This is a genomic window from Actinoallomurus sp. CA-150999 (assembly GCF_050942425.1).
Lineage (GTDB): Bacteria > Actinomycetota > Actinomycetes > Streptosporangiales > Streptosporangiaceae > Actinoallomurus.
Genome location: NZ_CP192063.1, coordinates 8443033 through 8469518 on the forward strand (window position 1 = coordinate 8443033; position 26486 = coordinate 8469518).

At 69.8% G+C, this 26486-nt stretch carries 31 protein-coding genes; 19 read left to right on the plus strand and 12 right to left on the minus strand.

Annotated elements, in window-relative coordinates; genetic code table 11:
- The first annotated feature begins 223 nt into the window (after window positions 1-223).
- The 6 genes from ACQP2O_RS39005 to ACQP2O_RS39030 all read left to right on the plus strand — a co-directional run bounded on the left by ACQP2O_RS39005 (window position 224) and on the right by ACQP2O_RS39030 (window position 4750).
- Window positions 224-442 carry a hypothetical protein gene (locus ACQP2O_RS39005; RefSeq protein WP_433174160.1) on the plus strand — a complete coding sequence of 73 codons (219 nt, stop codon included), beginning with the start codon at window positions 224-226 and terminating at the stop codon, window positions 440-442.
- A 214-nt stretch (window positions 443-656) separates the two neighbouring features.
- A complete protein-coding gene (locus tag ACQP2O_RS39010) occupies window positions 657-2033 on the plus strand; it encodes a DUF3631 domain-containing protein (protein WP_433174162.1) in 1377 nt (458 codons plus the stop codon).
- Window positions 2030-2311, plus strand: coding sequence for a hypothetical protein (locus tag ACQP2O_RS39015; RefSeq protein WP_433174164.1), 282 nt, complete (start codon window positions 2030-2032; stop codon window positions 2309-2311). The genes ACQP2O_RS39010 and ACQP2O_RS39015 overlap by 4 nt, the downstream gene beginning before the upstream one ends.
- The gene (locus ACQP2O_RS39020; RefSeq protein ID WP_433174166.1) at window positions 2308-2532 is read left to right on the plus strand and encodes a hypothetical protein; all 225 of its coding nucleotides are present in this window, start codon (window positions 2308-2310) and stop codon (window positions 2530-2532) included. The genes ACQP2O_RS39015 and ACQP2O_RS39020 overlap by 4 nt, the downstream gene beginning before the upstream one ends.
- Before the next feature lie 253 nt (window positions 2533-2785).
- Window positions 2786-3061 (plus strand): hypothetical protein, encoded by a 276-nt coding sequence (locus tag ACQP2O_RS39025; protein WP_433174168.1) that lies wholly within the window; start codon window positions 2786-2788, stop codon window positions 3059-3061.
- Between the two features lie 186 nt (window positions 3062-3247).
- Window positions 3248-4750, plus strand: a complete 1503-nt coding sequence (locus ACQP2O_RS39030; RefSeq protein ID WP_433174170.1) for a phage major capsid protein — start codon at window positions 3248-3250, stop codon at window positions 4748-4750.
- Window positions 4751-5049: 299 nt separating this feature from the next.
- Here the strand turns inward: ACQP2O_RS39030 and ACQP2O_RS39035 are convergent, their stop codons facing one another.
- Genes ACQP2O_RS39035 through ACQP2O_RS39045 form a run of 3 tightly spaced genes read right to left on the minus strand, consistent with a single transcriptional unit; the run spans window position 5050 to window position 5739 of the window.
- Window positions 5050-5301 (minus strand): GntR family transcriptional regulator, encoded by a 252-nt coding sequence (locus ACQP2O_RS39035; RefSeq protein ID WP_433174171.1) that lies wholly within the window; start codon window positions 5299-5301, stop codon window positions 5050-5052.
- Complete coding sequence (locus ACQP2O_RS39040) at window positions 5294-5467, minus strand: hypothetical protein (protein WP_433174173.1); 174 nt, start codon at window positions 5465-5467, stop codon at window positions 5294-5296. Before ACQP2O_RS39040 ends, ACQP2O_RS39035 begins: the two co-directional genes overlap by 8 nt.
- On the minus strand, window positions 5464-5739 hold the full coding sequence (locus ACQP2O_RS39045; RefSeq protein WP_433174175.1) for a hypothetical protein: 276 nt from the start codon (window positions 5737-5739) through the stop codon (window positions 5464-5466). The genes ACQP2O_RS39040 and ACQP2O_RS39045 overlap by 4 nt, the downstream gene beginning before the upstream one ends.
- An 85-nt stretch (window positions 5740-5824) precedes the next feature.
- Between ACQP2O_RS39045 and ACQP2O_RS39050 the strand changes: the two genes are divergently transcribed.
- Window positions 5825-6076: a GntR family transcriptional regulator gene (locus tag ACQP2O_RS39050; protein ID WP_433174177.1), complete on the plus strand. Its 252-nt coding sequence runs from the start codon at window positions 5825-5827 to the stop codon at window positions 6074-6076.
- 64 nt (window positions 6077-6140) lie between these two features.
- Here ACQP2O_RS39050 and ACQP2O_RS39055 read toward each other — a convergent pair whose 3' ends face one another.
- Window positions 6141-6470 (minus strand): DUF6907 domain-containing protein, encoded by a 330-nt coding sequence (locus ACQP2O_RS39055; RefSeq protein WP_433174179.1) that lies wholly within the window; start codon window positions 6468-6470, stop codon window positions 6141-6143.
- Complete coding sequence (locus tag ACQP2O_RS39060) at window positions 6467-6739, minus strand: hypothetical protein (protein ID WP_433174180.1); 273 nt, start codon at window positions 6737-6739, stop codon at window positions 6467-6469. The genes ACQP2O_RS39055 and ACQP2O_RS39060 overlap by 4 nt, the downstream gene beginning before the upstream one ends.
- A 165-nt stretch (window positions 6740-6904) precedes the next feature.
- Here ACQP2O_RS39060 and ACQP2O_RS39065 point away from each other — a divergent pair, with 165 nt between their 5' ends.
- Window positions 6905-7075, plus strand: a complete 171-nt coding sequence (locus ACQP2O_RS39065; RefSeq protein ID WP_433174183.1) for a hypothetical protein — start codon at window positions 6905-6907, stop codon at window positions 7073-7075.
- Window positions 7076-7081: 6 nt separating this feature from the next.
- Here ACQP2O_RS39065 and ACQP2O_RS39070 read toward each other — a convergent pair whose 3' ends face one another.
- The 3 genes from ACQP2O_RS39070 to ACQP2O_RS39080 all read right to left on the minus strand — a co-directional run bounded on the left by ACQP2O_RS39070 (window position 7082) and on the right by ACQP2O_RS39080 (window position 9252).
- Window positions 7082-8248 (minus strand): tyrosine-type recombinase/integrase, encoded by a 1167-nt coding sequence (locus ACQP2O_RS39070; RefSeq protein WP_433174185.1) that lies wholly within the window; start codon window positions 8246-8248, stop codon window positions 7082-7084.
- Between the two features lie 291 nt (window positions 8249-8539).
- Window positions 8540-8761: a helix-turn-helix domain-containing protein gene (locus ACQP2O_RS39075; protein WP_433174187.1), complete on the minus strand. Its 222-nt coding sequence runs from the start codon at window positions 8759-8761 to the stop codon at window positions 8540-8542.
- Window positions 8761-9252, minus strand: coding sequence for a DUF2975 domain-containing protein (locus ACQP2O_RS39080; RefSeq protein WP_433174189.1), 492 nt, complete (start codon window positions 9250-9252; stop codon window positions 8761-8763). Before ACQP2O_RS39080 ends, ACQP2O_RS39075 begins: the two co-directional genes overlap by 1 nt.
- A 165-nt stretch (window positions 9253-9417) precedes the next feature.
- Here ACQP2O_RS39080 and ACQP2O_RS39085 point away from each other — a divergent pair, with 165 nt between their 5' ends.
- The 4 genes from ACQP2O_RS39085 to ACQP2O_RS39100 all read left to right on the plus strand — a co-directional run bounded on the left by ACQP2O_RS39085 (window position 9418) and on the right by ACQP2O_RS39100 (window position 13951).
- Entirely contained in the window at window positions 9418-9546 is a 129-nt protein-coding gene (locus ACQP2O_RS39085; RefSeq protein ID WP_433191558.1) for a hypothetical protein, read from the plus strand.
- Between the two features lie 215 nt (window positions 9547-9761).
- Window positions 9762-12023 (plus strand): protease pro-enzyme activation domain-containing protein, encoded by a 2262-nt coding sequence (locus ACQP2O_RS39090; protein WP_433174191.1) that lies wholly within the window; start codon window positions 9762-9764, stop codon window positions 12021-12023.
- A gap of 271 nt (window positions 12024-12294) precedes the next feature.
- The gene (locus ACQP2O_RS39095; protein ID WP_433174193.1) at window positions 12295-12999 is read left to right on the plus strand and encodes a Clp protease N-terminal domain-containing protein; all 705 of its coding nucleotides are present in this window, start codon (window positions 12295-12297) and stop codon (window positions 12997-12999) included.
- Window positions 13000-13177: 178 nt separating this feature from the next.
- Entirely contained in the window at window positions 13178-13951 is a 774-nt protein-coding gene (locus tag ACQP2O_RS39100) for a hypothetical protein (RefSeq protein WP_433174195.1), read from the plus strand.
- Window positions 13952-13960: 9 nt separating this feature from the next.
- Here the strand turns inward: ACQP2O_RS39100 and ACQP2O_RS39105 are convergent, their stop codons facing one another.
- Window positions 13961-14512, minus strand: a complete 552-nt coding sequence (locus ACQP2O_RS39105; protein WP_433174197.1) for a hypothetical protein — start codon at window positions 14510-14512, stop codon at window positions 13961-13963.
- 497 nt (window positions 14513-15009) lie between these two features.
- On the opposite strand from ACQP2O_RS39105, the gene ACQP2O_RS39110 reads away from it, so the two are divergent.
- Genes ACQP2O_RS39110 through ACQP2O_RS39125 form a run of 4 tightly spaced genes read left to right on the plus strand, consistent with a single transcriptional unit; the run spans window position 15010 to window position 18760 of the window.
- Window positions 15010-15975 carry an ABC transporter ATP-binding protein gene (locus tag ACQP2O_RS39110; protein ID WP_433174199.1) on the plus strand — a complete coding sequence of 322 codons (966 nt, stop codon included), beginning with the start codon at window positions 15010-15012 and terminating at the stop codon, window positions 15973-15975.
- Window positions 15976-15977: 2 nt separating this feature from the next.
- Entirely contained in the window at window positions 15978-16760 is a 783-nt protein-coding gene (locus ACQP2O_RS39115) for an ABC transporter permease (RefSeq protein WP_433174201.1), read from the plus strand.
- 21 nt (window positions 16761-16781) lie between these two features.
- Window positions 16782-18098 carry a sensor histidine kinase gene (locus ACQP2O_RS39120; protein WP_433174203.1) on the plus strand — a complete coding sequence of 439 codons (1317 nt, stop codon included), beginning with the start codon at window positions 16782-16784 and terminating at the stop codon, window positions 18096-18098.
- On the plus strand, window positions 18095-18760 hold the full coding sequence (locus tag ACQP2O_RS39125; RefSeq protein ID WP_433174205.1) for a response regulator: 666 nt from the start codon (window positions 18095-18097) through the stop codon (window positions 18758-18760). Before ACQP2O_RS39120 ends, ACQP2O_RS39125 begins: the two co-directional genes overlap by 4 nt.
- A gap of 150 nt (window positions 18761-18910) precedes the next feature.
- Here the strand turns inward: ACQP2O_RS39125 and ACQP2O_RS39130 are convergent, their stop codons facing one another.
- Entirely contained in the window at window positions 18911-21160 is a 2250-nt protein-coding gene (locus tag ACQP2O_RS39130) for a transglycosylase domain-containing protein (RefSeq protein WP_433174208.1), read from the minus strand.
- A gap of 309 nt (window positions 21161-21469) precedes the next feature.
- On the opposite strand from ACQP2O_RS39130, the gene ACQP2O_RS39135 reads away from it, so the two are divergent.
- Window positions 21470-22126, plus strand: a complete 657-nt coding sequence (locus ACQP2O_RS39135) for a maleylpyruvate isomerase N-terminal domain-containing protein (RefSeq protein ID WP_433174210.1) — start codon at window positions 21470-21472, stop codon at window positions 22124-22126.
- Between the two features lie 61 nt (window positions 22127-22187).
- On the opposite strand, the gene ACQP2O_RS39140 is transcribed toward ACQP2O_RS39135, so the two are convergent.
- The gene (locus tag ACQP2O_RS39140) at window positions 22188-23426 is read right to left on the minus strand and encodes an SGNH/GDSL hydrolase family protein (RefSeq protein WP_433174212.1); all 1239 of its coding nucleotides are present in this window, start codon (window positions 23424-23426) and stop codon (window positions 22188-22190) included.
- Between the two features lie 207 nt (window positions 23427-23633).
- On the opposite strand from ACQP2O_RS39140, the gene ACQP2O_RS39145 reads away from it, so the two are divergent.
- Both ACQP2O_RS39145 and ACQP2O_RS39150 read left to right on the plus strand, forming a co-directional pair.
- Window positions 23634-24542 (plus strand): hypothetical protein, encoded by a 909-nt coding sequence (locus ACQP2O_RS39145; protein ID WP_433174213.1) that lies wholly within the window; start codon window positions 23634-23636, stop codon window positions 24540-24542.
- Between the two features lie 82 nt (window positions 24543-24624).
- Window positions 24625-25368, plus strand: a complete 744-nt coding sequence (locus tag ACQP2O_RS39150; protein WP_433174215.1) for a hypothetical protein — start codon at window positions 24625-24627, stop codon at window positions 25366-25368.
- Between the two features lie 21 nt (window positions 25369-25389).
- On the opposite strand, the gene ACQP2O_RS39155 is transcribed toward ACQP2O_RS39150, so the two are convergent.
- Window positions 25390-26466 (minus strand): hypothetical protein, encoded by a 1077-nt coding sequence (locus ACQP2O_RS39155; RefSeq protein ID WP_433174217.1) that lies wholly within the window; start codon window positions 26464-26466, stop codon window positions 25390-25392.
- Between the last annotated feature and the right edge of the window lie 20 nt (window positions 26467-26486).

Sequence of the window (26486 nt, forward strand, 5' to 3'; positions counted from 1 at the left end):
CCGTGCCATACGACAGGGCTGATGTTGCGCGAACTACAGCCATGTGATTACAGTCGTTGACACGCCCGGACATTCGGGCGTCGCGAGCCGGAGCCCTGAAAACTGGCACAGAGGCACCCGTACGGCGAGGACATCGCGCCTCGTAGAGGGAGGAGCCACCACTCGCGGATTACCGCAGACACGCCGTGAGGCGTGTCTGCCATATCCGCGAGGAGTGCCCTCCGTGGCTCGCCCCCCAAAGACCACGGCCACGCAGCGACGGCTTGAGTCGATCGCCGCAGCTGCCGAGTACGCCGACCTGTCGACCCGCACCATCCGCCGATACATCTCGCAGGGTCTACTCACCGGCTACCGCGCCGGGCCCCGGTTGATCAAGGTCGACCTGAACGAGGTCGACGAGAAGATCCTCCGGCCCATCCCCACGGCGGGGGACGCGGCCTGATGTCCCCCAACGAGAACCGCCCGGGGGCGGCACCCCGGGCGGTCGAAAAGTCAGCGCGGGCGGCGGCTGACGGCTTCTCCACGGTACTCCGGTCGCTGACCGGATGTCCGTGTGGCTGCATGACCAAGCCGGGATACGTCGACGACGACCGATGCATCCGGCATCAGCCGCTGACGGTCGACTTCCACCTGTACGACAGCGCGGGGGCCGCCGCATGACCGGCGAGACCTGTCCGCGCGGTCACCTGCTCGACCCGGACGGCTCATGCTTCGCGTGCGGGCCGTCCGTCCGGCCGGCCGCAGGAGACGGGCCCGGCGCCGAGCTGCTCGACGACGTGCGGGCCGCGCTCGCCCGGTACGTCATCATGCCGTCGCAGGAGGCGGGCGACGCGGTCACGCTGTGGATCGCCGCGACCCACGCGCAGCCCGCTTGGCAGCACGCGACCCGCCTCGTGATCACCGCGCCGGAGAAGCGGTGCGGCAAGTCGAGGCTGCTCGACATCATCGAGGCCACGTCTCACGACCCGCTGATCGCGGTCAACATCTCCCCGGCCGCGCTGGTGCGCTCGATCGGCGAGGAGCCGCCCACGATCCTCCTCGACGAGGCGGACACCGTGTTCGGCAAGAAGGCCGCGGACAACCACGAGGACCTGCGCGGCATCCTCAACGCCGGGCACCAGCGGAACCGCCCCTACGTCCGGTGGGATGCCACACTCCGGCGTCCGGAGCACTGCCCGACGTTCTCCATGGCCGCGCTCGCCGGCATCGGCTCCATGCCCGACACCATCGAGGACCGGGCGGTCATGGTCCGGATGCGCCGCCGCGCGCCGGGCGAGACGGTCAAGCCGTTCCGGTCGCGCCGCGACGGGCCACCCCTGCAGAGCCTCCGAGAGCGCCTCACCGCGTGGATCCGCCACCACCTCGACGAGTTGGGCGACGCCGAACCGGACATGCCCGTGGAGGACCGGGCCGCCGACAACTGGGAATCCCTCGTCGCGGTCGCCGACCTGGCGCGCGGCACGTGGCCCGAGCGGGCCCGCCAGGCGTGCCGCGCGCTCACCGACGCTGCCGACGAGGACACCACGGTCGGCGTGCGGCTGCTCGTCGACCTGCGGACCGTGTTCGAGGACGCCGACGCGTTGCACGGGGCGACGATCCTCGAACGACTGCACAAGCTGGATGAGTCCCCATGGTCGGACTGGTACGGCCGGCCGCTGAACGCGCGGGACCTGGCCAAGCTGCTCAAGCCGTACGGCGTTACCTCCGTCGACGTCAAGGCGGACGGGATCAACCGCAAGGGCTACCGCCGTGATCACCTTCACGATGCGTGGTCACGCTACCTCCCGAGGCAGGCAGGTGCCGCTACCTCCGCTACCGGCGCTACTGCCCAGGTCAACGGCGTAGGCGAGGTAGCGGGTAGCGGACACCAAGCGCTACCCGCTACCGGCCCCATGCCCGTGACCAGCGGTGTAGCCGAGGTAGCGCACGTAGCGGACACCTCCCACCGTCCCCCGTGCAGTGCGTGCGGGGGACCCATGATCATCACCCAGCGTGGCCAGACCGCGCATCCGAACTGTGAGGACCGATCATGACCGACCCCGAACTGACCACCGACGCTCTGCGCCGCTTCCGTGAGCGCGTCGGCCACCTCACCGAGCAGATCGTCACCGACGAGGAGGCGCTGCCCTGGGCGGACGTGATCTACCAGGAAGCCGCCTTCCTCGTCGAAGAGGGCCCGGCCGCCTACGTGAAGTACGTACGGCGCATGGACGAGGCGGCCCTGCGTGCCTTCCTCGACAGCCACCCCGAAGCCGTACGCGCCTACCTCGACCGCGAACTCGACCGCATCCTCGGAAGGGACGACGCATGACGATCCTCGACGCCACCACCCACGCGCCACGGCCCAGCATCCCCGTCCGGCGGATCCTGCTCACGCTGCTCGTCGCGATTCCGTACGCGCTCGGCTGGTCCGCTGGCGCACTCGTCGTCGCGCTCGGCTGGTGCTACGCCGCGCTCGTCGCCGGATGGCGCGACGGGCACGGGCAGGGGAGGCAGGCACCCCACCACACGAGCGTCACATCACACGAATGAGCAACAGATAGTGACGACTCGACGTGACGCAACGTGAGCGACATCAATGCAGGTCAGAGTGTTGCGCCGAAAACGGACAGCGTTTGTGCAGGTAGGGGGGCCGCCGCGTGACGGCAGAACGTGACAGCGGGCGACCCGCCGCCCTAGCGCCCGTTTCTCTCCCCGCGCGCTCAGTAGTTTCGCGCCTGCCGCGATCATGAATTCAGTCACAGACCGTGATGACCGGGCCTCCTGGGCCGGAGAGGATCAAACGATGAGGACCTGGCACAAAGATGAGCTGATCGCGCACTGCATCGCGCATCTGGACGAGGACGACCGGGCCGCGCGCTCCGCATGGTGTCGCGAGACGGAAGAGGCCGACGTCGCGGTGGCCGACGATGGCGAGGCGCTCGATATCTGGTGGGGCGGCCGGCCGCTGGTGCGCGTGCCGCGCGTGGTGCTGGTCGACCCTGACGCGCCGGTGCGCGTCGAGCTGGTCGGCACCGTGCCGGACGACGTTCGGGAGCTGACGGGCGGGGATCCGGCATGAGATCATGGAGTCCTGACGCCTATGGCGTCACCGGGCCGCCGCAGGGTCTCCCGGTTGCAGTACCTCGGGCCGCCACGGGCCTCCCGAGATGAGACGCCGCAGGGCCGCCGTACGGCCTCCCTGGACCGGCAGACCCTCATTCGTTCCGCCGCGTGCGTGCGCGGCGTTCCCTCGGGAGTAACCCCCATGCGATCGTTCGACGAGCTGAACAAGATCATCAAGGAGGCGCGGGACAAGGCGGCCCGTCTGCGCGCCGAGGCCAACGAGATCCACACCCGCTGTCAGGGTCTCGGGCGCGACCTGACGGAAGGCGAGTCCGAGCGCTTCGACCGGCTGATGCGCGGCTTCCAGGTCGCCCAGGACGAGGCCGAGGCAGCGCGCGATGAGTACCGCGAGCAGCTACGTGCCATGGTCGCCGGCGGTCGGGCCGGATTCGAGCCGGGCGACGCTGGCAAGCCGTCACCGGAGTTCATGCGCCAGGTCGACCCGTTCGACGGCCAGCATGCCGCCCGTGACCGGGCCCGCGCGCTGCTCGACGACTCGCGCCGCAACGCGCGCCACCTGTCCGACGAGCAGAGGACCCACCTCGACGGACTGCTGCGCTCCCACAGCGACGACAACGTCGATGTCTCCTACCTCGCGATGCGTACGGTGATCACCGAGGACCCGCACTACCGGTCGGCGTTCCTCACCATGCTCGCGGCCGGGATGGCCGGTCGCCCGCCGATGCTGACGAACGACGAGATCACCGCGCTGCGGCGGCTGGAGAGCTTCGAGCAGACCCACTCGCGGTCCATGGCCGAGGCCACCGGTACGGCCGGCGGGTTCGGCGTGCCGGTGTTCATCGACCCGACGATCATCCTCACCGCGCAGGGCACGGCCGACATCGACGCCATCCTGCGAATCTCGCGGGTCGAGACGATCACCACGAACCAGTGGAAGGGCGTGTCCAGCGCCGGTGTCACCTGGTCGTTCGACAACGAGGGCACGGTGGTCTCCGACGACTCCCCGACGCTCGCTCAGCCCACCGTGCCGGTCTACATGGCCCGCGGGTTCGTCCCGTACTCGATCGAGGTCGGGCAGGACTACCCAGGGTTCGCGAGCGAGATGGGCCGCCTCCTGACGGAGGGCTACGCCGAGTTGGTCACGAACAAGATCACGCTCGGGTCGGGCACCAACGAGCCGCGCGGCATCGTTACCGCGCTCGCGGCCAACACGAACGTTCAGGTGGCCACCACCACGGCCGGCACGTTCGCGGCCGGCGACGTCTACAAGCTGTGGGACGCGCTGCCGCGCCGGTTCCGCCGCACCGCGTCGTGGATGTCCTCGACGAACGTCGAAAACGGCGTGCGCCAGCTCGGCACGGGGCAGGTCGACTCCGGCGCCAACTTCTCGATCAACCTCACGCAGGAGTCCGTCGAGAAGCTGTTCGGCCGGGAGTACGTCGAGAACGAGTGGATGGCCGACCTGGTGACCGGCACCACCGCGGCGAACCTGCTCATCGTCGGCGACTTCACGAACCTGGTGGTGGCGCAGCGCGCGGGCATGCAGGTCGAGCCCGTACAGCACCTGTTCGACCCGTCCACCGGCCGGCCGACCGGGCAGCGCGGACTCTTCGCATGGGCCCGCGTGGGCTCCAACAGCGTGAATGACCTCGGATTCCGCATGCTGCAGAACAAGACCAGCTAGACCGGGCGTCAACCTCACCGGCCGCGGTGCTTCACTTCTCATTCACACCGCGCGCCCGGACGGAAGGCGGCCGAGGCCCGGTTCCTTTGCGGGCCGGAGACACCGCCTGCGCCCAACAGAACGGCCGCCCCTCACATCCTCCGGGGGCGGCCGTTCTCATGCCACAGCCCCCGTACACCGCGCGTACGGGGGCTGTGGCGGCCAGATAGCGAACCGCCCGCCCCCCTCACTGGTGGGGGCGGGCGGTTCTCGTCCCGCGCGGCCCTGGTCGGGCCGATGGCATGGACCGCGCGGGGGCTCTACTCGTCGGGCTGGTCGCGAACGTATGTCCCCCGATACGGAACCGTCGTGACCAGCCCCTCGTCGACGAGGACGCCGACAGCGCGCCGGATCGTCGCCCGAGCGCATCCCGTCGCCGTGTGCAGGCGCGCCTCCGAGGGGATGCGCTCGCCGGGCGGGATCTCACCCGCCCTGATGCGCTCTCGCAGCATGTTGGCGAGTTGGCGGTACGGGGCGACAGGCCCGTCGCGGTCGATCTCGATCTCAGCCACGCTCGCCGCCCTGCTCGATGATGCGCTCGGCCGCCTCCGGGTCGAGCCTTTGGAGGCGCTCGAGCTGCTGGACACTGCCGCGCGGAGGGTGTCCAGCCACGGGGACCAGGTCGAGGATGAGCCGGAACGCTGCGAGTTCCCGATCGAAGCCCGCGCCGCCGCTCACTGCGGGCCCGCCTCGGAGAGATCCGGCGCCGCGTCGGAGATCGTGAGCGGCTGTACGCCGCGCCGTGCCATGCGTTCCTGTCTGTGCAGGGCCTCGTTCAGCGCCGCGGCCGAGTCCCGCATCACGGTCGGGTCGGGTCCGGCCGTGTCGTTGATCCGGGAGGCGATCCAGTCGCCGCTTTCGTGGATGCCGTGTCGCCCGCGCCAGATGAGCCAAGATCGGCCCCACTTCGCTTGGAGATCACTGAGTCGTTGTGCGTCGTCGCTCGCCATAACGCCAGGCTAGGAGGGTGTACTACCCCCGTCTACCCCAGGGGCTAGCTATGGTCGGTAACGGGTGGCCGCATACGGTCGGAGAGTGACGAGCATTGATCGCGACGGCCCGGTACCGCCCTACCGGCAAGTGGCCGCTGTACTGCGGAAACGCATCGAATCTGGCGATATTCCGCCCGGCCGCCGCATCCCCAGCCTCGTCGAGTTGGAACAGGAGTTTGGGGTGGCCCGCGACACGCTCCGCAAGGCGGTGCAGGTGCTCAAAGATGACGGCCTCGTCGAGACCGTGACCGGTATGGGCGTGTTCGTCGTCGAGCAGGACGACGCCGGCGACTGACCGCAGACATGCGAGAGGGGGTGACGGATTCCGTCACCCCCTCGACTGTCCCGCGCGGGACAGTTCACTCGTCGCGCGCGATCTTCACCAGTCGACGCAGTTCTCCCGCCAGTTCCTCCGCCTCGTCGAGCGTCAGGTGTCCGCCCTGGTTCGTCTCATTCCGGCCCAGCCAGATGAGCGGCTCGCGCTCCCGGTAGTGCTGGAGGAGGTACAGCCTCATCTCCTCCGCCTCGCCGTCGAGGTCGAGCGGGTCGGCGGCCGTCAACGTCACCGACGCGTCCTCTCCGGCGTGGGTGCGGTCGTCCGGGTGGTCATCGTTGCTGTGCTCAGGCACGCGAAGGCACCAGGGCGGGCAGCCTTCGGGTAGCCAGTAGGGCCGCTTCGCCGCACTCATGCCCGACCCGCCTGCTCGTCGACGTACTGCAGCAGCGCCTCAAGGGCGGCTTCGGTTTTCCCCCACCACAGCGCCGCCTGGTCGCGCTCGGCCGGTGCGGTCCTGGACGCCTCCAGCGTCTCCCTGGCGTACCGCAAGCGCCAATCCACAGCGGGCGTCTTGGCCTGCTCGGCGAGCGCGTCGCGACGACCGGCGACGTACCCGGCCCGACGGTCGAGACGCACGAGGGAGTCCTCATCGGGGCGGGGGTTGCTCGTAGGATCGTTCACAGTCGGACCTCCATCGTCCGATCAGGCCCCGGCGAGTGCGTCACCACCCGTTCGGGGCCGCCTTTATGTCCAGGTAGATCCTGGATTTCGTATTACGGTAGACCTTCGTATGTCGTATCCGCAAGACCTTAACTCCTGCTAGATGCCATGATTCGTATTACAGGCATGACGCAGGAGGAGATCATGGTTGAGAAGCCCGTGCGCTCGGTGCGCATCCCGGACGGCCGGTGGGATGCCGTCAAGGACAAGGCCAAGCGGGAAGGAAAAAGCGCCTCGGATGTGGTCAACGAGGCGCTTGAGGAGCATCTGAGCAGGGATCAGCGGAAGAAGAAGTAGCCGCGGCTACGCCGTGCCCTCCGTGCGAATCGGCGTCACGGTGCCGCTCACGAGCTTGGACAGCGCGTCGGCGATGACGCGGTCGCGATCCTGGGCCGCGTGCTGGTAGCGCAGCGCGGCCCCGGCCGTCGAGTGGCCGAGGCGGGCCATCAGCTCGGCCAGCGTCGCGCCGGTGGCCGCTGCGAGCACAGCGCCGGTGTGCCTCAAGTCGTGGAACCGGAGATCCGAGCGCCCGGCCTTCGCCCGCGCCGGGCGGTAGACCTTGTACAGCGTCGACAGCGCCATGTGGACTGTTGGGTCACCGGCGGCCGGGAACAGGAGGGCATCGCGGCCGCCGGTGACGTGGTCGCGTAGGTGCGCCTTGACCAGCGGCATGAGATGCGGCGGGATGTTGACGTCCCGCTTGCCCGCCTCGGACTTGGGATCCTTCACCTTTCGGCCGCTGCGCTTGGTGCTCACGACGCCACGGCGCACCCTGATGACGCCGTTCTTGACGTCGACGTCGGAGCGGCGAAGCTCGGTGAGCTCGCCGAACCGCAGCGCGCACCAGGCGGCGAACAGCGCCATGAGCCGGTACCGGGCGGGCAGCGCGGACACCAGGGTCTCCAGCTCGGCCAGCGTCGCCGGTCGGATCTTCTTTGCCCGCTTGGACTGGCCCGCGCCGCGGACACGGCACGGGTTCGCCGAGATCACATCGTCGGCGACGGCGGTGTTCATGATGGTGCGCACCAGCGCGTAGGCGTGCGCCCGCGCCGTCGGCCCGGTGCGGTCCTTCAGGTCCGCGTGCCACTCCCGTACGGCGGCCGGAGTGATGCCCGAGACCGGCGCGCCGCCGAACGTCGGATGGATGTGGTCGCGGAGCAGCTGCTCGTAGTGGTCCGCCGTGGTGTCCTCCAGGTCCCGTCCGGCAAGCCACGCTGTCGCGTACGTACGGAACAGGACCGGCGCCGCCTTCGGTTCGGCCGGCGGGAGCCACGCGCCGCGCAGGATCTCGCTGTGCCGCAGGGCAAGCCACGCGTCGGCGTCGCCCTGGGTGTCGAACGTCAGCGGCTTGCCCTCGGGAGTCTTGGCGGTGTGCGTCAGCCCGTCCGGTCCGGTGTACCGAGCCTGATACCGCCCGGACGGAAGTCGCCGGACGCTTCCGAAGTACCTCTTGCCGTTGCGCTTCGCCATCCCTGCGACCCTCCACGCGTGCCAGCTACGTGCCAGATCGAGAGTACATCTATGGCAATCCGTGTCAACGTGTGTCAGGCGTCGAAGGATGCTGTATCAGCAGGTCAGGCGGCATTTTCCGAGGTAGCGAACAGGAGCGCCTCGGATAGGGCGCATCTGATTCGAATCCAGCTGTGCCCACGAGGCGGCTTCGCCTGCTCGTCGAGCTTTGCTCGGCTTCGCCACGGCCCGCGATTCCGCCCGGGGGCCGAGCCCCCGGACCCCCGCGGTCGGTGGTTGCTGTGGGGCGCGTCATCCGTCCGCGGCGTCCTCGGCCTCCCAGCGCAGCAGGTCGCCTGGCTGGCACTTGAGCACCTCGCAGAGCGCGGCGAGGGTCGTGAAGCGCACGGCCTTGGCGCGGCCGTTCTTGAGTACCGCCAGGTTGGCGGGCGTGATCCCTACGCGGTCCGCGAGCTCGCCCACCGACATCTTCCGTTTGGCCAGCATCACGTCGATGTCGACGGCGATCGGCATCAGATCACCTCGTCCAGCTCGGCCTGCATCTGCGCCGCTTCGACGTCGCGCGCGACGGCCTGGGCGAGCAGCATCCGCAGCACGAGCACGATGAGCGCGACCCCCAGGATGGCCATGCCGACCCCGCCCATGATGACGGTGACGCCTGGGTCGTCCCGCTGGCCCGGCGCATTGAGGGCCGTGACCGCGAACCACACGAGCGCAGCCGCCACGATCGCGCCGATGATGACGTCCACGTACCGGAAGGCGGCGTGGGAGAACACGGTTCCGCGTCGCACCATCGTCACCAGCCGCCACACGCAGACCCCGATGACCTGGACCGTCCCGATGCCCAGGATCGTGATCACGCGCAGCGAGGTCAGCGGGAGCGACCCGTCCTCCGGGTCGTTCCCGCTGACCAACGTCCACACCATCAATGCCTGTACGGAAACGGTGCCGACGAGCCCCACCACGAGCACGGCGCGCAGCGCGCGCACTGTCAGCTTTCCCATGGCCCATCCTTCCATCGAGTCGCGATGGAAATCTATCGAATTTCGATAGGTGGAGCAAGAGCTGGAGCGGAGGAGCGGGCGGCGGGTTCGCACCATGGCGGGACGCCACCCCCATGGCATGGCGGTGCGCGAACCGTCTTGATCTTGTCGAAGTCGACCCCTCGCTTGAGCGCAAACCAGACGCCGCCCCGCCTCTGCGCCGCGATCGTCGACCGACTCACCTTCGGCGGCACCATCATCGAAACCGGCACCGACTCCTACCGCCTCGCCCACACGGACGCAGCCAGTGCGTGACGAGCTCAAGGCCGCCTTACCCAATGCGCCGCTTCCAGCCGAGCCCACCCGCGCCGTAGGGGAGGGTGCTGCGTACGGGCGAAGCCCGGCCGGCGCACGGGTTGGGGGAAATCCCCCAGGCGAATACGGAGGTCAGCCGTATTCCGGGCGGAGGGCTGCGCGGATAGCTTCGAGATCATGGTCCGAGACACCCTTCCCTCGTCGAGGTGAGATCAATGCGCGTTCCGACGCCGGTCGGCCGCCGTCCGCGGGGCGGTGGCATCCTGGGCGTCGCGGCGGCCGGTGTCGCGATTGCGTGCGCCGGAGTGCCGTCCCCCGCCGCCGCGTTCGCGGCCGGGCACGGCCCCGCCGGCAGGCGGCACGGGCTGCCGGGCTACGTGCCGCTGTGGACGCTGCCGCCGAAGGCCGGGGGCACCGACTCCGCGGATCTGGGGTCGGCGCCGGCCGGTGCGCCGATCGCCGCCCGGGTGTACCTGGCCGGGCGCGACCCGCGTGGGCTCGCGGCCTACGCGGCGGCGGTCGCCGACCCACACGGCGCGCTGTTCCATCGCTACCTGACGCCCGCCGAGGTACGGCGGCGGTTCGATCCGGCGCGCGGCCAGGTCACGGCGGTGCGGTCCTGGCTGGCCGCCGCCGGGCTACGCGTCACCGCGGCGAACCCGCATTACCTGTCGGTGCGCGGGAGTGCGGCCGAGGCCGCGCGCGCGTTCGGTGCCGCCTGGCACGGCTACCGGGTCGGTGCGCTCACCGAGCAGGCGCCCCCACCGCGGGCGCGGCTCAGCGTCCCGGCGCGGGTCGCCGGGGCCGTGCTGACCATGGCGCCGACCGAGATCGGCCTGCCCGGCTCCGACGGCGAACCCGCGGCGGGCGGCACGCCCGCCGCGCCGGGCCGCACCGAGACCGCTCCGGCTTCACCGCGCCGCGCAGAGACCGCTCCCGCTTCACCGCGCCGCGCAGAGACCGCTCCCGCTTCACCGCGCCGCGCAGAGACCGTTCCGGCTTCACCGGGCCGCGCAGGCACCACCGCCCCGGCCTCGCGTGCGACCGGATCGGCACGGGCCGGGTCCGTTGCGGCCGCGGCGTTGCTCTGCTCGGAGTATTTCGGGCAACGGCGGGCGACGAATCTGCCGCCCGCCTACGGCCGGACGGCGCCCTACGCGGGGTGCGGCTACACCTCGCAGCAGCTCCGCAGCGCCTACGGGGTTCCGGCCGGCCTGACCGGCAAGGGCGTGCGAGTCGCCGTGGTCGGCCCCGGGCGCAACGCCGCGACTCCGGGCGATGTGGCGCGATTCGCAAGCGACCATGGCGTGCCGCTGCGGCCCGGCCAGCTCACCGAGATCATCCCGCCTGGGCTGGACGCCTCGTGCGGTGGCCGGGAGTTCCCGTTCGCCGAGGACTACATGGCCATCGAGGCCGTGCACGGGATGGCGCCCGACGCGGACATCGTCTACCTCGGCGCGAAATGCGACGACGACGATCAGGCCCTGTCGATGCTCGACGAGCTTGGCACCGTCACCGACCGGCACCTGGCCGGGATCGTCAGCGGGCGGACTATCAGACACTACGATCCCGACCCCTCGCCCGGGCTGATCGCCGCTTACGAGCAGATCTTCCAGCGGGGTGCGGCCGAGGGGATCGGCTTCTACAACGGCACCGCGGACCACGGTGACGGATCGAACTGCCAGATCAGCGGGGAATGCCATCCCATCCCCTCCAAGCCCGCGATCAGCTACCCCGCCGGCGACCCGTGGGTGACGGCGGTGGGCGGCACCAGCCTGGCGATCGGGGCGCACGGTCAGTACCTGTGGGAGACCGGCTGGGGTGACCACATCGTCGGGCTGACCCCGGACGGGAAGAGCTGGGCGCAGCCGCCGGGCGCGTTCGCCTTTGGCGGGGGCGGCGGCACCAGCGACGTGCTCGGGCAGCCGTCCTACCAGCGTGAGACGGTGCCCAAGGCGCTCAGCCAGGCACACGGATCCGGCGTGCCGATGCGCGTCGTGCCCGATGTCGCGGCCGACGCCGGCGACGGCACCGGCGTCCGCGCCGGCCTCACGGTGCCCCCTGGCCAGGGGCTGCCGCCCGGCTACCGGGAGATCGCCGTCGGCGGGACCAGCGTCGCGACGCCGGAGTTCGCGGGCATGCAGGCCGACGCCCAGCAGGCCGCGGGCGAGCCGATCGGGTTCGCCAACCCGGTCATCTACGCGCGCCACGGCACCTCGGCCTACCACGACGTCACCGACCATCCGCTCGGCCAGGGCGTTCCCATATTCGCCGCGGGACCGGTCGCCAACCAGATCCCGGGGCTCCCCACCGAGCCCTACCTCGACACCTTCGGCCTCGACCAGAGCCTGGCCGCGACCCCGGGCTACGACGACGTGACCGGCGTCGGCACGCTCACCACCGGCTACTTCGACTCCTTCCGGCCATGTCACCAGCGCAGCATCGGGAGCGGGCGGGCCGGGTGCCGCGCTCCGTAGCCGGGCCGGCCGCGGACAGGAAGCGCTGAAAGTTCGGTGACCACGAGATCCGTCACCGCGGTTGAGGGAGGGCCTGGAAGCGCCGGGCAGCAAGGTTTCGTCCTGCACGACGCGTCCCCGCCACCTCCCGCCGTCGCCCCACCGTACGGCCTGGCCCTGCTCGGCGTCGGCCTACCCGCGGGACGACGAACTCGCGGCCCGCGCCGAGCGCACCTAAAACGCGAGTCAACTACAGATTGACGATTTAGGATCGTCAATCTACGATTGACGCATGAGTCCACTCAACATCAGCCTCGCTGACCTGATCGCCCGTCTCGACGAGGAACTCCCCGACGCCAACGGCCTGGCCCGCATCAGCGAGGCGCAACTCCGTGCCCAGACCCTGTCCGACCTCGGTGACCAGCTCGTCGGCCACTACGTCGGCAAGGCCAAGCAGGCCGGCGCGTCGTGGAGCGAGATCGGCGACGCCATCGGGGTGTCCAAACAGGCCGCCCAGCAACGCCACGCGCCCGCCGCGTTCGAGCGGTTCACCGACCTGAACCGGCACAGCATCGTGCTGGCGCAGGAGGCCGCCCGAACGCACAAGCACGACTTCATCGGCACCGAACACATGCTGCTCGGCCTGCTCGGCGAGCGGCGGGGCCTGGCGTACGAGGTGCTGGTGGCGAAGACCGAGTCGGAGCAACGCATCCGCGACGCGATCGAGGAAGCGATGCCGCCGGCCGGGGAGAAGGCGCCGCGGGGTCACATCGCGTTCCGGCCGGAGAGCAAGGAGGCCATCGAGCAGACACGCCGCGCGTCGGCCGACCTCGGCCACGCCTGGGTCGGCACGGAACACACGCTGCTGGGCCTGATCCGCGCCGAGGAGAGCCCGGCCGCGCAGATCCTGCGCAACCTCGGCTTCACGTCGGACGAACTGCACGAGACGGTCAAGGTCGAGATCACCAAACGACTCGCCGCGCGCGACAAGGAGTAATCCGGCGGAATGCGTCGGCCTCATTGCGACCTGGCGGCTGAGAACACGTTCGGGAGCGGAGGGTCTCCTCGTAGGTTGGTACGAGGCGAAGAGCTTGGCGGATTCGTTGCCGGTGTGGTGCTCTTGCCGGCGACGGCTTCGGCACAGGCCGGAGCGACGGTTGCAGGAGGTGCAGACCATGGTTCGGCGTTCGCGACTGCGTCCGGTGGGGGATGTGGCACCGGCCGACTGGGTGGTCGCAGGGGTCGGGCCGTTCGGATCCGGTGTGGGGGCTCTGGTGCCGCACGGGTTCGAGGCGTACGCCCGGATTCTGCATCCGGCGTTGGCCTCTGACGGAAGCCCTGTGACGTGGGCCGAGGTGGCCGCGTGGTCGGGCAGGGTGATACATCCGCGGGTACAGTTCCGGGCGCTCGCCACTCCCGCGTCGGATGTGCGAGCGGCGAAGCCTTGGGAGGAGGAGCCCGACCCCGGCACGCTGCCCCCTGCCATGTTGGCGGCGCTGTGTGAGGTCCTGGCCCGGCACACCCTGTCGGATGACCGCTGCTGGTTCTGCGCCTGGGACGGGTACGGAGGCACGTCGGACGGCCGCGCGACCGTCATTTTCACGTCGGAGGGGGACGTGCCTCCGGAGCCGGATCTGCTTCCGCCGGAGTTCCCGCCGGACATCGTGAACGGCCCTCGAGTGGAGCTGCCGGAACGCAGCTATCTCCTGCTCGAGGGCCCGCTCGACGCCGCCGGGGAACTGGCGATGTCACTCTTCCCGCAGTCACCCAGCCTGTTCTGGCCCGAGGACCGGGCCTGGTGTGTCGCGACGGAGGTCGACCTCGACTCCACCTATTTCGGCGGCACAGCGGCGCTCGTCGCCGAGGTGCTGGCGGATGAGCGGCTGGAGGCCGTGCCGGTCGAGGTGACCGATCCGGTGTGGGCGGACAGCGATGAGGTCAATCGCTGATTCCCAGGGTCAGCACTTCTTGAGGTGCACCTTGGCGGTCTTGGCGCCGAGGTTCACGGTGGGCGGGCTGTACCCGGGGGGCGCGATGAGTTGGGCGGCCGACTCGCCCTGGTAGTAGCCGGTCCGGCAGACGAGCGCCGCGTTGCCCTTGGCGGAGGCCCGCCCGGTGCTGCCGTAGGCATTGATCTTCGATCCGTGGTTGCTGAAGAGGCCGATCTTTCCGCGGATCATCCTGATCGCCTGAGTGCAGGTGACGCGGACCCGGACGTTGACCGTGCCCGGCACGTGGCCGGAGTGGTGAGGCGCGCCGTGGTTGGCCCCGACGAACACCATCTCGCAGTGGATGACCCTTGCGCGGGCGGTGGCTTCGCCACGGGACGAGGGGGAGAAGACGAATTCGGTCTTGCCGAGGACCGTGGCCGATCCGAGGCCGGGAGCCGCCGCGGCGGACACGCTCCGGGCCGACGCTGCCGGAGCGGCGGCGCCGGCGGTCGAGGTTGCGGCGGATGCGACACCGGCTCCGCTGACAACCGTGACCGCGGCCATTGTTACGGGCAGCATGACTCTTCGTGAAATAGCCATAATGTGACCCTATGGATTTGGATCAGGCGGGACATCCGTGCGAACACTGACGCATCTATCACGTCTCATCCGTGCAAACACTGACACCTCGATCGAGCCTCAATCGAGGCGATATATCCGATACGTAGCACGAATCAACCCGTAGCCTCCGACTAATTTCCACAGGCCGCGAGGTCGACCATCACGAATGGTCACCCCGTTGAAAGGCTGCATCTCGAGTACCCCGTGCTGCGCTTCTTGGCCGGCCGAAACGGACTCGAGCGAAGAGCCTCAATTAACGGGCCGGTGCGCGGGGAGACAGCGGCCGGCGGGTTCGCGGTCAACCGATCGATGGATCGGCTCAACCGTCCGGTCTAGCCGGTGTTTCAGCCCGTGGCCTGCGGGGTTTCGCCGGGTGGTCGATACCGCGTCCGGGCCGACTTCGCGAGGCTGAAGACACCTGACCGCGATGGACGGAATGCCGGGAGTGCTACCGCATGCCAGCAGTGATCGAGGTGCAGAACCTGCACAAGAGCTACGGGGAAACCGTGGCGGTCGACGATGTCTCCTTCACCGTCCAGGAGGGGGAGATCTTCGGAATCCTCGGCCCCAATGGCGCGGGCAAGACCACGACGGTGGAATGCGTCGAGGGGCTGCGCAGGCCGGACCGGGGCGAGATCAGCGTGCTCGGGCTCGACCCGCAGCGAGACCGCGCCGAGCTGACACAAGGGCTCGGTGTGCAGCTCCAGGACGGCGAACTGCCCAACCGGTTGAAGGTCGGGGAGGCACTCGCGCTCTACAGCTCTTTCTACCGGGCACCGGCGGACTGGCGTGCGCTGATGGACGCGCTCGGGCTCGCAAGCAAGAGCTCGACCAGGTACGGGAAGCTGTCCGGCGGCCAGAAGCAGCGGCTCTCGATCGCGCTGGCGCTGATCGGGAACCCGCAGGTGGCGGTACTCGACGAGCTGACCACCGGCCTCGACCCACAGGCCAGGCGCGACACCTGGCAGCTGATCGAGGACGTGCGCTCCCGCGGCGTCACGATCGTGCTCGTCACCCACTTCATGGAGGAGGCCGAGCGGCTGTGTGACCGGATCGCGCTGATCGACACGGGCCGCGTTGTCGCGGTGGACACCCCGGCCGGGCTGACCGAACGGGTCCAGACCGAACAGCGGATCCGCTTCCGGCCGTCCGTACCGTTCGACGACCGGCTGCTGACCAGCCTGCCGGACGTGACCAGCGTCATCCACCAGGGCGATGTCGTGGTGGTCACGGGCAACGACAACGCGCTGAACGCGGTCACCTCCGTGCTGGCGCGCAACAACGTCGTGGCGCGGCAACTGCGCGTGGAGCAGGCCAGCCTGGAGGACGCCTTCGTCGCGCTGACCGGACGGCAGCCGGAGACCGAGCGGCACGCGAGCCAGAACCAGCCCACCGGGTCAGACCAGGACCAGGAGAAATGATCATGCCCGTCACCACCACCGCGACACCGCCGGCGGCCGCGTCGCGTTCCGGGCTCGCGTGGCTCACCGTCACCGAGCTGAAGCTCTTCATCCGTGAGCGGGTCGGGCCCATCTGGGGCGTCGGGTTCCCGCTGCTGCTACTGATCATCTTCGGCAGCATCCACTCCTTCAGGGAGCCGCAGAAGGACTTCGGCGGCGCCACGACGCTCGAGATCTACGTGCCCGTTCTGATCGCGTTCTCGATCGCGCTCCTCTCGCTCAGCGCCCTGCCGATGGTCCTGGCCGGCTACCGGGAGAAGGGCATCCTGCGCCGACTGCAGACGACGCCGATGGGCCCGGTCCGGCTGCTCACCGCCCAGCTCGCGGTCAACTTCGCCGTCATCGCGGTCACGGTGATCGTGATCCTCGTGGTGGCCCGGGTGGCGTACGGCGTGGCGCTGCCGAAGCAGCTCGCGGGGTTCGTCATCGCCGCGCTGCTCACCGCCGCCGCGCTCCTGGCGGTCGGCCTGTTCGTTGCCGCGACGGCCGGGAGCGGGCGGGCCGCGCAGGCGATCGGCACGATCCTGTTCTTCCCGATGATGTTCTTCGCCGGCCTGTGGGTGCCCATCGCCAAGATGCCAAAGCTCCTGCGCTACATCAGCCACGGCACCCCGCTCGGCGCGGCGGTCCAGGCACTGCAGAGGGCGACCGAGGGGCACTGGCCGCACGCGCAGCAACTGCTGGTCATGGCGGCGTACGCGGTGGTGCTCGGGCTGGCCGCCGCTAAATTGTTCCGTTGGGAGTAGATCGCAGCGGGAAGGAGGCAAATGAGCAATCCGATGCCGCTCCCCCGGCAGGAGCAATGGGGTCGGCGACTGCTTCCACTGGTGACCGTCGTGCCGTACGTGCTGCTGGCGATCATGACCGGTGTCACGATCGCGCTCAGACGGTCCGACGGCGACTCCCTCACCATCGATCTCGCGCTGTGCGCGCTGATGGCGGCGTGGATGCTGTGGATGTTCACGCTGCATCCGGCCTGGCGGGAGCGCCCGCGGGTCATGGGGCTGTTCCTGGGCGTGCTGATCGTGCTCATGGCGATCCTGGTGATCAGGGATCCCTGGTTCGGGCTGTTCACGCCTGCCGGCTACTTCTACGCCTTCCGGATTCTGCCCTGGCCGTCGGAGCTGGCCGCCATCAGCGGGGTGGCGATCGTGGCGGGCACCGCGCAGGCGGCCCCCATAGCCAAGACGAACATCTACGGCGTACTCGGCTACCTGTTCATCCTCGCCGTGAACATCATCCCGATGTGCGGTCTCGCCTGGCTCGGCCAGAAAGGCGAGGAGCACGAGGAACTGCGTGAGCAGGCCCTCGCGGAGGTGAGCGAGGCGAACCGCAGGCTCGCGGCGAGCATGGCCGAGAACGCCGGTCTGCAGCAGCAGCTGCTGACCCAGGCGAGGGAGGCCGGGGTCTCCGACGAGCGGCAGCGGATGGCCCGCGAGATCCACGACACGCTGGCGCAGGGGCTCACCGGGATCATCACCCAGCTGCAGGCGGCCGAGCAGTTCGCCGATGATCAGGCGCTGTGGCGCCGGCATGTTCAGACGGCGACCCGGCTGGCCAGGGAGAGCCTGTCCGAGGCGCGACGGTCGGTCCACGCGCTGCGTCCCGAGGCGCTGGAGACGGCACGGCTGAGCGAGGCGCTGGCCGGCGTCGCCGAGCGCTGGTCGGCGCTGCACGGCATCGAAGTCCAGGCCACCACGACCGGCACGGCGCGCCCGATGCCGCCGGAGGCCGATGTCGCACTGCTGCGCACGGCACAGGAGGCGCTGGCGAACGTCGCCAAGCACGCGCGGGCGACCAAGGTCGGGCTGACACTGTCCTACATGGAGAACGAGGTCGCGTTGGACGTGCGTGACAACGGCAGGGGCTTCGAACCGGACCGGTTCGGCGACGGCGCGCCGGGCGCCCGAGATGAGGATCCGCGGCGTCCGGACGCGGGCGCGCAGGACGGCGGGTTCGGCCTGGTCGCGATGCGGCAGCGTATCGAGAGCCTGTCCGGGACGCTCCAGGTCGAATCGGAACCGGGTGTCGGCACGGCCATCTCGGCCTGCATCCCGGCCGCGCCCGCGGGAGCCGGCGCATGAGCCACGACGCGACCGGCGCTCCGATCCGGCTGCTGATCGCCGATGACCACCCCGTGGTCAGGGACGGGTTGAGCGGTATGTTCGCGCGCGACCCGGGCTTCGAGGTGCTCGGCGAGGCCGGCGACGGCGCCGAGGCGATCCGGCTCGCCCAGGTCCTCAGACCCGACGTGATCCTGATGGACCTGCGGATGCCCGGCATGGACGGCCTGACCGCGATCACCGAGCTGGCCCGGCGGGGCATCACCGCGCGCGTGCTCGTGCTGACCACCTATGACACCGACAGCTACGTCCTGCCGGCGATCGAGGCGGGTGCCACCGGATACCTGCTCAAGGACGCTCCCCGCGACGAACTGCTGCGAGCGGTACGCGCGGCCGCCCACGGCCAGTCCGTGCTCTCGCCGTCGGTGGCGACGCGGCTGATGAGCCGGGTCCGGGAGCCCGAGACCAAGCCGCTCAGCCGGCGCGAACTCGAAATCCTGGAACTGGTCGCGGCCGGGACCACCAACCGGGACGCGGCGGCCAGACTGCTCATCAGCGAGGCCACCGTCAAGACCCACCTGGTGAACATCTACGCCAAGCTCGGGGTCGGTGACCGCGCCGCGGCCGTCGCCGAGGCGTTCAACCGGGGACTGCTCACCCCCAACACGCCGGACCAACCGTGACGCCGACCGCGCTCGCGGACCGACCGTCGGTACCGGCCGCCTTCGTCGCACCGAACCTTCCGCTCCTGGCCGAACAGCTCATCCGACACTGCCGGCCCATGGTCGCCAGGGAGTGATCAGGGGCTCCCAGCCCCCGCCCCACGGGAAGCCTCAGCCGTTTCCGCCTTGCTGCCCGCGGTGCTTGCGGTGCTTGCGGTGCTCGTGCTTCCCCTTCCGGTCCTTTTTCGACTCTTGCTTGGCGAAGCGTTGCGCCTGGCCCATCCACACCGGCGGCGGGAACTGCATGACCGGTTGGCCGCGCATGGCGTACGACATGTAATCGCGCCAGATGTCAGCGGGGATCTGGCCGCCGTAGACCTGGCTGTAGCCGCCGATACCGCGCAATGAGAGGAAGTTCTGGCCCTGCTGGCGCCACATCGCCACAGACGTGGACAGTTGCGGCGTGTAGCCGACGAACCAGGCTGCCTTGTTCTCGTTGGTGGTACCGGTCTTGCCGGCGACCGGGCGCCCGTCGGGGAGCTGCGCCCGGGTGCCGGTCCCGCTCCTGACCACGGCCTGGAGGGCATAGGTGGTGTCGGCGGCGACGCCCGCGCTCTGCGGCCCGAACGCCTTGCGCCGCTTGACCACGGGCCTTTTGTACGGCTTCTTCATCGCGGCGTCGGCGTAGATGGCTCGGATGCTGTGCGGGGTCACATAGGTCCCGTTGTTGGCGAACGTGGCGAAGCCGACCGCCTGGTCCAGGGGGCGCAGCGCCGCCTGCCCCAGCGTGACGCCACCGAGGCCGGAGGTGAGACCGGGCGAGTCCCGGGGAACGCCCGCCGACACTGCGGTGGACACGACGTTGCCCAGGCCCGCCTTCAGCCCCAGCGGCACGTACACCGTGTTGATCGAGCGGGCGGTCGAGAAGACCAGGTCCTTGACGCCGAACTGCTCGTCCTCGTCGTTGTGCACGGTGTAGCCGCCCGGCTGCCCGTCCCTCACCGGGTTCCCCTGGCCGTCGAACGTTATCGGCGAACGCGTGTCGAACTGGCTGCGCAGCCCGATTCCCTTGCGGAGGCCGGCGGCCAGCACGTAAGGCTTGAACGAGGAGCCCGCCTGAACGCGGCTCTGGTAGGCGTCGTCGAAGAATTGCCGGAGATAGTCAGGACCGCCGTAGGCGGCGACCATCTCCCCCGTCCTGACGTCGACCGACGCCAGGCCGATACGGACGTCGCCGCCGAAGCCCTTGCGTTTCTTGTAGTCCTCCACCGCCCGCCGGGCCTTCTCCTGCAGGTCCTTGTCCCAGGTGGTGACGATCCGGTACCCATTCTTGCCGACCATGTCCTGGGTGATGCCCAGGGCCTGCAGCGCGTTGAGGGTGCGCCTCAGTAGGTATCCCTTCTGACCGGCGAAGGCAGAGCCGCCGGCCGGGGACACTTTGGGCAGGCGCGCTTTCAAGCCCCCTGCCTGGGCCTTGCCGAGCTTGCCCATCGAGACCAGGCCGTCCAGGGTGTAGCGGTAGCGCTGGGTCGCATAGGCGGTGTTGGCAGAGTCTGCGGGGTCCCGGTTGGGGCTTTGGATGATGCCGGCCAGCAGCGCCGCCTGATCCTGGCCAAGTTTGCCCACGTCCGTGTGGAAGTACTCCTGCGACGCGGCCTGGATGCCGTACACGTTCCGGCCGAAGTACACGGTATTCAGGTAGAGCCCGAGGATCTCCTCCTTGCTCATCCTCTGTTCGAGCTTGACGGAGATGAACAGCTCCTTGAACTTCCGGCTCATCGTCCGGTTATTGGGATCGGAGTAGTAGTTCTTGGCCAACTGCTGCGTGATCGTCGAGCCGCCCTGCCGCGACCCGCCCGTGCCGTTGTTCCAGACCGCCCGGATGATGCCCGTCAGCGAGAACCCCGGATTGCTGCGAAAGCTACGGTCCTCGGCGGACAGCACGGCGTTCTGCACGGACTCGGGGACCTGACTCAACGGAACGTTCTGGCGCTGAGTCCCGATCTTCCCGATCAGGGTCTTGCCGTCCCGGTAGTAGATGAGCGAGCCCTGATCCCGAACACCGGCGACGGTCGGGTCCTTGGGAACCGGCGTCATCGCGTACGCCACGCCCACCACGCCGGCGAGGAGCAGCCAACCGAGCAGGCAGGCGCCGAGCACGATCTTCCACGGGGGGACGAACCGCCGCAGCCCTTCCAGCGAGGACGGGAAGAAGCGAAGGAGATCGCCCCTGCCCGGCTGCCCGCTGGGCCGCCGTCTTCGGTCGCCGCTGCCGTTGCCACCGCCGTTCTGGCAGCGCGATCCGGCGGCCTGGCTCGGACCGGGCTCGGCGGCACGGCGCGCCTCCGGCGTCCTATGGGCGCCCGGCTCGGCGCCATGGGACGGCTCGCGCGGCGGCCGGGGCCGGCTCGGCAGGCTCATGCGGCCTCCGCGAAACGGGCGCCCGCTTCCGCCGCCGGTACCGCGCCGTCATATCTGTTCGCGAGATTCCAAGTCACCAACCGGACGATAGGTCACATAAGCCACATACACCACTCTCGTGGCGCGAACCTCCGTCGACGACGAGGTCGGCGCCGGCACAAGCCCGCCTGAACTTCGGCACGTATTCGACATGGACCGTCGCCGACAGCCGGTGACGGCGGCGGGCAGTCGGGCATCCTGCGAGCGGCGCCCGACCCTGTGATCCAAATGCGGTTGTCCTCCATTTCGGCACCGCCCTACCGTGCCGGTGTGGATCTCTTCTCACGCTCATGGGCGGCGTTGCGTACGGCGGTCGCCGAGCTCTCCGACGAGGACTTCGCACGGCCGTCCGGCTGCACCGGCTGGCTCGTACGGGACCTGGTGTGCCATCTGATCATCGACGCCCAGGACGTCCTGATCACCCTCGTGACCCCCGCCGAGACGGAGCCGACCCGCGACGCGATCACCTACTGGCACGTCACCCAAGAACCACCGACCGGCGATGACCCGCTCGACGCGCTGACCGTCCGGCTGGCCGCCGCGTACGAGGAGCCCCGGCTGCTCAAGTTCCACCTCGACGACGTCGGCTCCGCCGCCGGCCGCGCCGCCGAACTCGCCGACCCGAGCCTCCGGGTCGGCACCCAGGACCAGGTCCTCACCGCGGGCGACTACCTCTCCGCCTATGTCCTGGAATGGACGCTGCACCACCTCGACCTGGTCGCGCACCTCCCGGACGCGGCCGGACCACCCGAGGAAGGGCTCGCCCGGACCCGCGCGATGCTGGAAAAGATCGCCGGGACCGCCTTCCCCGCATCGTTCTCCGACGAGGACACGCTGCTGGTCGGCACCGGACGACGCGCCCCGACCGACAAGGAAGAGGCCGAGCTGGGCGAACTCGCCGCGAAACTCCCCCTCGTCCTCGGCTGAACGAGCGGGTCAGGGCGCCCTCAGACGGCGACCCGCGTGCGGCCGAGCCTGGCGCGGGCGGTTACGGCCGCCCGCCCAGGTCGGCGAGGTCGACGGCGTCGGCCATCGCCCGATATCCGGCGTCGTTCATGTGCAGGTGATCGCCGTGGTCGTACGCCAGGAGGACCTGGTGCGGGTCGGCCGGGTCACGGACGGCGGCGTCGAAGTCCGCGACGCCGTCGAAGAGCCCGCTCGTGCGGACGAAGGCGTTGACGGCCTGCCGTACCGCCTCGAGTTCGTCGGTGTAGCCGCCGTGACCGCCGAAGGGCGTGATCGTCCCGCCGATCACCCGGATGCCGTGGGCGTGGGCCCGGTGCACGATCCGCCGGTACGCGTCCTCGATGCGGGCCGGGTCCGTCTGCGGCGGATCGTTCTTGATGTCGTTGATGCCTTCCAGCACGATGAGGGCGCGTACCCCGCTGCGCGAGAACACGTCCTCGTCCAGCCGCGACAGGGCATTCGGTCCCGTGTCGTCGAGCAGCAACCGGTTACCGGCGATGCCGGCGTTCAGCATCCCGAACCGCCGGGACGGCGGCAGCGCGTTCAACCGGGCGGCCAGGTCGTCCGGCCAGCGGCGATTGGCGTTGGACGTCGATCCGGAGCCGTCGGTGATGGAGTCGCCGAGCGCGACCACGTCGCCGCGGACCTGCGGGCGGAACACGTCGACACCGGTCAGGTAGTACCAGTAGCCGGTGCTCGTGGTGTACGCGGTGCCGGCCGGCTCGGCGGCGTGATCGCCGCCCGAGGCCAGGAACGACGTCTGCAACGCGGAGTGGTGGAACGTCGCCGGTCCCGATGCCGTCGGTGTGTACAAGGTGACGAGCAGGTTGCCGCCGGTTGGGACGCGCAACGGCACGGGATCGCTGACGGCGTCCGCTCCGGCGGGCACCGTGACCGAACCGGCGTGGCGGAACGTCACCTCGCGCATCGTCCCGGCCACGGCCTCCGGGCTTTTGGGCGAGCCGGTCTGCTGGACGGCGACCGTCACCTCGCCCAGCGTCAGCGGGGCCGTGCCGAGCCGGTTGGACACCCGGACGCGTACGGCCGGGCCGCCGACGTCGGCGTGCACGACGTTACGGATGGAGTAGCCGGGCAGGGCGTCGACCGTGCCCGAGGCCGCCGCCTCCCAGGTGCCGACCCAGCCGTGCTCGGCCGCGGAAGCCCGGCCGGTGCGCGCGTCGGCCGAGCCTGCGGGGATGAGGGCGACCGCGGTCGCCAGTGCCGTCGCGAGCAGCGGGCGGGCACCTCGAGGTACGACCATCGCCTACGGTCCTTCCGTCCGCGAGCCACCGAGCGGTGTCGCTCCCGGCCCGGAAAATGATCTCGACTGACGTAAACACCGATACATCGGATGTGTCAACCGTGAGATGGCGCAACGCGCACACATAAGGTCGAACTTGCCATTAAAGGCCCGACGTATCCTCGCAGTCGGGGATGAAGCCGTCTTCCGCCTGCTATTACTGGCCGGATGAGTGATCTGGGATGGGAGATCAGGCCATTCGCCGGCATCAGCGGCTTCGGGCTGGACGTCCGCTTCGGCGCGCGGCGCGACGAGGTCGCCGCCGGCTTCGCGGAGCGGTTCGGGGACGACCTCGGTGAGGTCCGGCCCTTCCGCAAGGCCTCCTGGGACGTCGGGATCTGCGAGCACTACGTGCAGGGGGACCTCATCGTCTACTTCGACGATCAGGATCGGTTGCACTTCATCGAATCGGGCTCCTACGCACCGGTCCGCTTCGACGGGATCGCGCTGACCGGCCGCCCGTACGACGACGTCGTGGCGGACCTGACGGCCCGCGGACATCGCATAGTGGGCATCGACGTGGGGCACGCGGTGCCCGAGGCCGGTTTCGCCGTGACCGAAGGCGGCGAGGGTGAGGTCGACTCGGTGGGGGTGTTCCCCGGCGACCCCGTGAGCGAGCCCGGGATGTCCGACGAACCCGAGGTCGAGCCCATCAGGGAGCACCGGCTGGTCTCCGGCCAGGGCACGGAGACCGTACGGCTCGGGCAGTCACGTCAGGAGCTTCGCGCCCTGCTGGGCCCCGCGTTGGAAAGCGTGCCTCCCTACGGGGGCGTGGCGCAGGACTGGTACTTCGACCACGGCCTGATCCTCACGTTCGACGAGGCCTCGCGGCTCACCACGATCGTGATCAGCTACACGGGCGTCGAGGGCACCGCCTGGTTCCAGGACGTGCAGCTCCTCGGCCGCGGCTACGCCGAGGTGACCGCCGACCTCGCGGCACGAGGCGTCCGGGTGGAGCCGGAGGTGCTCGGCGGCCGGGTGCCCGAGCACGGTTTCTCCCTGTCGTTGGTCGGCCTGCAGAATCCGGCCATGCCGGTCGCCGCCGTCGTCTTCAGCGCGGCTCGGCCGAGTCGTTGAGAGCGGCCGCCTGCATACCACGATGGATGCTGTCACCATGTGACCTGCTCGGCGTGGGACACAGATCATCGCGGAGGAACGGTTGCCCGGTCTGACGGAGCTGACCTACAGCACGGTCGGCGGCGTCGTCGGGGCGGCGGCGACGAGCTACCTGACCAGGCATCATGAGCGGCGGCAGCTACGTGCCGGCGTCATGGAGGGGCTGCACGGGATCGCGGCGATAACCGCCGGGGTCCGCGACGTCGAGATCGGCTGGGCGCCGGTCCACCGGGCGGCGGGCGGGCGCTCGCACCTGACGATCGGGCTCGGCCTGAGAGCGACGCTCGACGGCGGCGCCGACGGTGAGCTCGCGCTCCGGGAGTCCTTCGCCGGGCTCGGAGTGGCGGCGCTGGCCGCCGGTATCCCGCGCCGCGTCATGGACTTCGCGGCCGGTTCCCACGACCGCGTCTTCGAGTGCGAGGTGATCAGGATCATCGACCGCCGCATCGGCGGCGTGCTGGGAGAGTCGGCCGATGAGCTGATCCGGGCCGCCGAGGAGTACCAGCGGGCGGCGACGGGGCTGTTGCTCCACACCCTGTGGCACCCCTGGCGAGCGCGGTGGAACACCCGCGCCCGTATCCGCGCGCTCCGCACCGACGTGGCGGCGCTCGACGCTCTCCAGGAGACGGCGCGAACACGCCTGGTCGAGACGGACAACATCGCGCTGCTCTTCGCGCGTCTCGACCCGGACGGGCGGCGCTGGGAAACGTGGAAGATCTCTCCGGACGGCGGGACAGCGGGACGGTACGCGTCATCCACGGAGCCGGATCCGTCGGCGAACAGTTGATCTACGTCCCGCTCTGGGTCTTCACCGAGCGTTCGGTACGTGGCCGGCCGTCCTGGCGGCGTAGTGCTCGGCGAGGGCGGTGAACGCGAGCTTGGGCTCCCACGGCAGGTCGGGGTAGGTCCGGCCCAGACGGTCGTCGAAGACCTTCACGACGCCGTACGAGGCCAGGTCGAGGTCCCGTCGAGGGCCGCTCCGGTGGGGCAGGTGGTACGACGCGAAGGTGCACACCAGCGCGGTGTCCACGCCCTCGGCTTCGAAGATCTCCAGCAGCTCCCGCAGGCAGGCGGCCTGTTCGGACTCGTCGCGGACGTAGTCGCCGTCGAGCCGGACCGGGGTGGTGCCGTCCCATTCGACGATGTCCCCGCCGTGCGCGCCCTTGTCGGCCGCGCCCCGGTAGGCGGTGCAGCCGAACTCGGTGATCGCGACCGGCTTGCCCTCCGCGACGAGCGCGCGGACGCCCTCGCGGAACCGGTCGGCGATCTCGATCGTGCGATAGAGGTCGACCGACACGAGGTCGAACGGCGTCCAGTCGACGCGCTCGAACGGGATGGAGGCGTAGGTGACCTTGCCGCCGAACCGTCGGCGGACGACGTCCACCGCCCTGCCGAGGAAGTCGTTGATGCGCTCGGGGAGCGCCGCGAGCAGCTCCCGCCGCTGCGCGTCCGGTGCGGTCAGCAGGGTCTCGATCCGGTCGGTGCAGACGTCGCCGGGCAGGAAGCCCTTGGTGAAGAGGCTGAGTTCCGCACCGGTGACGAACACGACCTCGGCGCCGCGCTTGCGGAGCCGCTCGGCGCGTTCGGCGCAGTCCGCGAGGAGGTCGAGCAGTTCGCCGGTGGTCAGGTCGCAGGTGAACGGCGAGAACCAGACCTTCAGCCCGAGGTCGGCGGCGTGGGTGGCGGCGACCTCGAGCCGCTCCGGGTCGCCGCCGGTGACGCGGACGGTGTCGCAGTGCAGGTCGTGGCGGATGACGCTCATCTCACGCCACACCACCTCGGGGTCGAAGGATTCGCGAGTGCTCATCCCCAGGTTGATGAAACCGGTGTCGTAGCCGATGCCGTAGCGCCGCATTGGTGCGCCCTTCCGTACTCGGATGCTCATAGGGTACGCATCGTACCCTA

Excerpts from the sequence above, each read along its gene's own strand:
- ACQP2O_RS39065 (WP_433174183.1), top strand. The coding sequence starts at position 6,905 with ATGACGCAGGAGGAGATCATGGTTGAGAAGCCCGTGCGCTCGGTGCGC.
- ACQP2O_RS39025 (WP_433174168.1), top strand. The coding sequence starts at position 2,786 with ATGAGGACCTGGCACAAAGATGAGCTGATCGCGCACTGCATCGCGCAT.
- ACQP2O_RS39145 (WP_433174213.1), top strand. The coding sequence starts at position 23,634 with ATGAGTGATCTGGGATGGGAGATCAGGCCATTCGCCGGCATCAGCGGC.
- ACQP2O_RS39125 (WP_433174205.1), top strand. The coding sequence starts at position 18,095 with ATGAGCCACGACGCGACCGGCGCTCCGATCCGGCTGCTGATCGCCGAT.
- ACQP2O_RS39100 (WP_433174195.1), top strand. The coding sequence starts at position 13,178 with ATGGTTCGGCGTTCGCGACTGCGTCCGGTGGGGGATGTGGCACCGGCC.
- ACQP2O_RS39045 (WP_433174175.1), bottom strand. The coding sequence starts at position 5,739 with ATGGCGAGCGACGACGCACAACGACTCAGTGATCTCCAAGCGAAGTGG.
- ACQP2O_RS39105 (WP_433174197.1), bottom strand. The coding sequence starts at position 14,512 with ATGCTGCCCGTAACAATGGCCGCGGTCACGGTTGTCAGCGGAGCCGGT.
- ACQP2O_RS39015 (WP_433174164.1), top strand. The coding sequence starts at position 2,030 with ATGACCGACCCCGAACTGACCACCGACGCTCTGCGCCGCTTCCGTGAG.
- ACQP2O_RS39130 (WP_433174208.1), bottom strand. The coding sequence starts at position 21,160 with ATGAGCCTGCCGAGCCGGCCCCGGCCGCCGCGCGAGCCGTCCCATGGC.
- ACQP2O_RS39115 (WP_433174201.1), top strand. The coding sequence starts at position 15,978 with ATGCCCGTCACCACCACCGCGACACCGCCGGCGGCCGCGTCGCGTTCC.
- ACQP2O_RS39075 (WP_433174187.1), bottom strand. The coding sequence starts at position 8,761 with ATGCCGATCGCCGTCGACATCGACGTGATGCTGGCCAAACGGAAGATG.
- ACQP2O_RS39020 (WP_433174166.1), top strand. The coding sequence starts at position 2,308 with ATGACGATCCTCGACGCCACCACCCACGCGCCACGGCCCAGCATCCCC.
- ACQP2O_RS39120 (WP_433174203.1), top strand. The coding sequence starts at position 16,782 with ATGAGCAATCCGATGCCGCTCCCCCGGCAGGAGCAATGGGGTCGGCGA.
- ACQP2O_RS39140 (WP_433174212.1), bottom strand. The coding sequence starts at position 23,426 with ATGGTCGTACCTCGAGGTGCCCGCCCGCTGCTCGCGACGGCACTGGCG.
- ACQP2O_RS39070 (WP_433174185.1), bottom strand. The coding sequence starts at position 8,248 with ATGGCGAAGCGCAACGGCAAGAGGTACTTCGGAAGCGTCCGGCGACTT.
- ACQP2O_RS39090 (WP_433174191.1), top strand. The coding sequence starts at position 9,762 with ATGCGCGTTCCGACGCCGGTCGGCCGCCGTCCGCGGGGCGGTGGCATC.
- ACQP2O_RS39030 (WP_433174170.1), top strand. The coding sequence starts at position 3,248 with ATGCGATCGTTCGACGAGCTGAACAAGATCATCAAGGAGGCGCGGGAC.
- ACQP2O_RS39110 (WP_433174199.1), top strand. The coding sequence starts at position 15,010 with ATGCCAGCAGTGATCGAGGTGCAGAACCTGCACAAGAGCTACGGGGAA.
- ACQP2O_RS39010 (WP_433174162.1), top strand. The coding sequence starts at position 657 with ATGACCGGCGAGACCTGTCCGCGCGGTCACCTGCTCGACCCGGACGGC.
- ACQP2O_RS39080 (WP_433174189.1), bottom strand. The coding sequence starts at position 9,252 with ATGGGAAAGCTGACAGTGCGCGCGCTGCGCGCCGTGCTCGTGGTGGGG.
- ACQP2O_RS39055 (WP_433174179.1), bottom strand. The coding sequence starts at position 6,470 with ATGAGTGCGGCGAAGCGGCCCTACTGGCTACCCGAAGGCTGCCCGCCC.
- ACQP2O_RS39095 (WP_433174193.1), top strand. The coding sequence starts at position 12,295 with ATGAGTCCACTCAACATCAGCCTCGCTGACCTGATCGCCCGTCTCGAC.
- ACQP2O_RS39155 (WP_433174217.1), bottom strand. The coding sequence starts at position 26,466 with ATGAGCATCCGAGTACGGAAGGGCGCACCAATGCGGCGCTACGGCATC.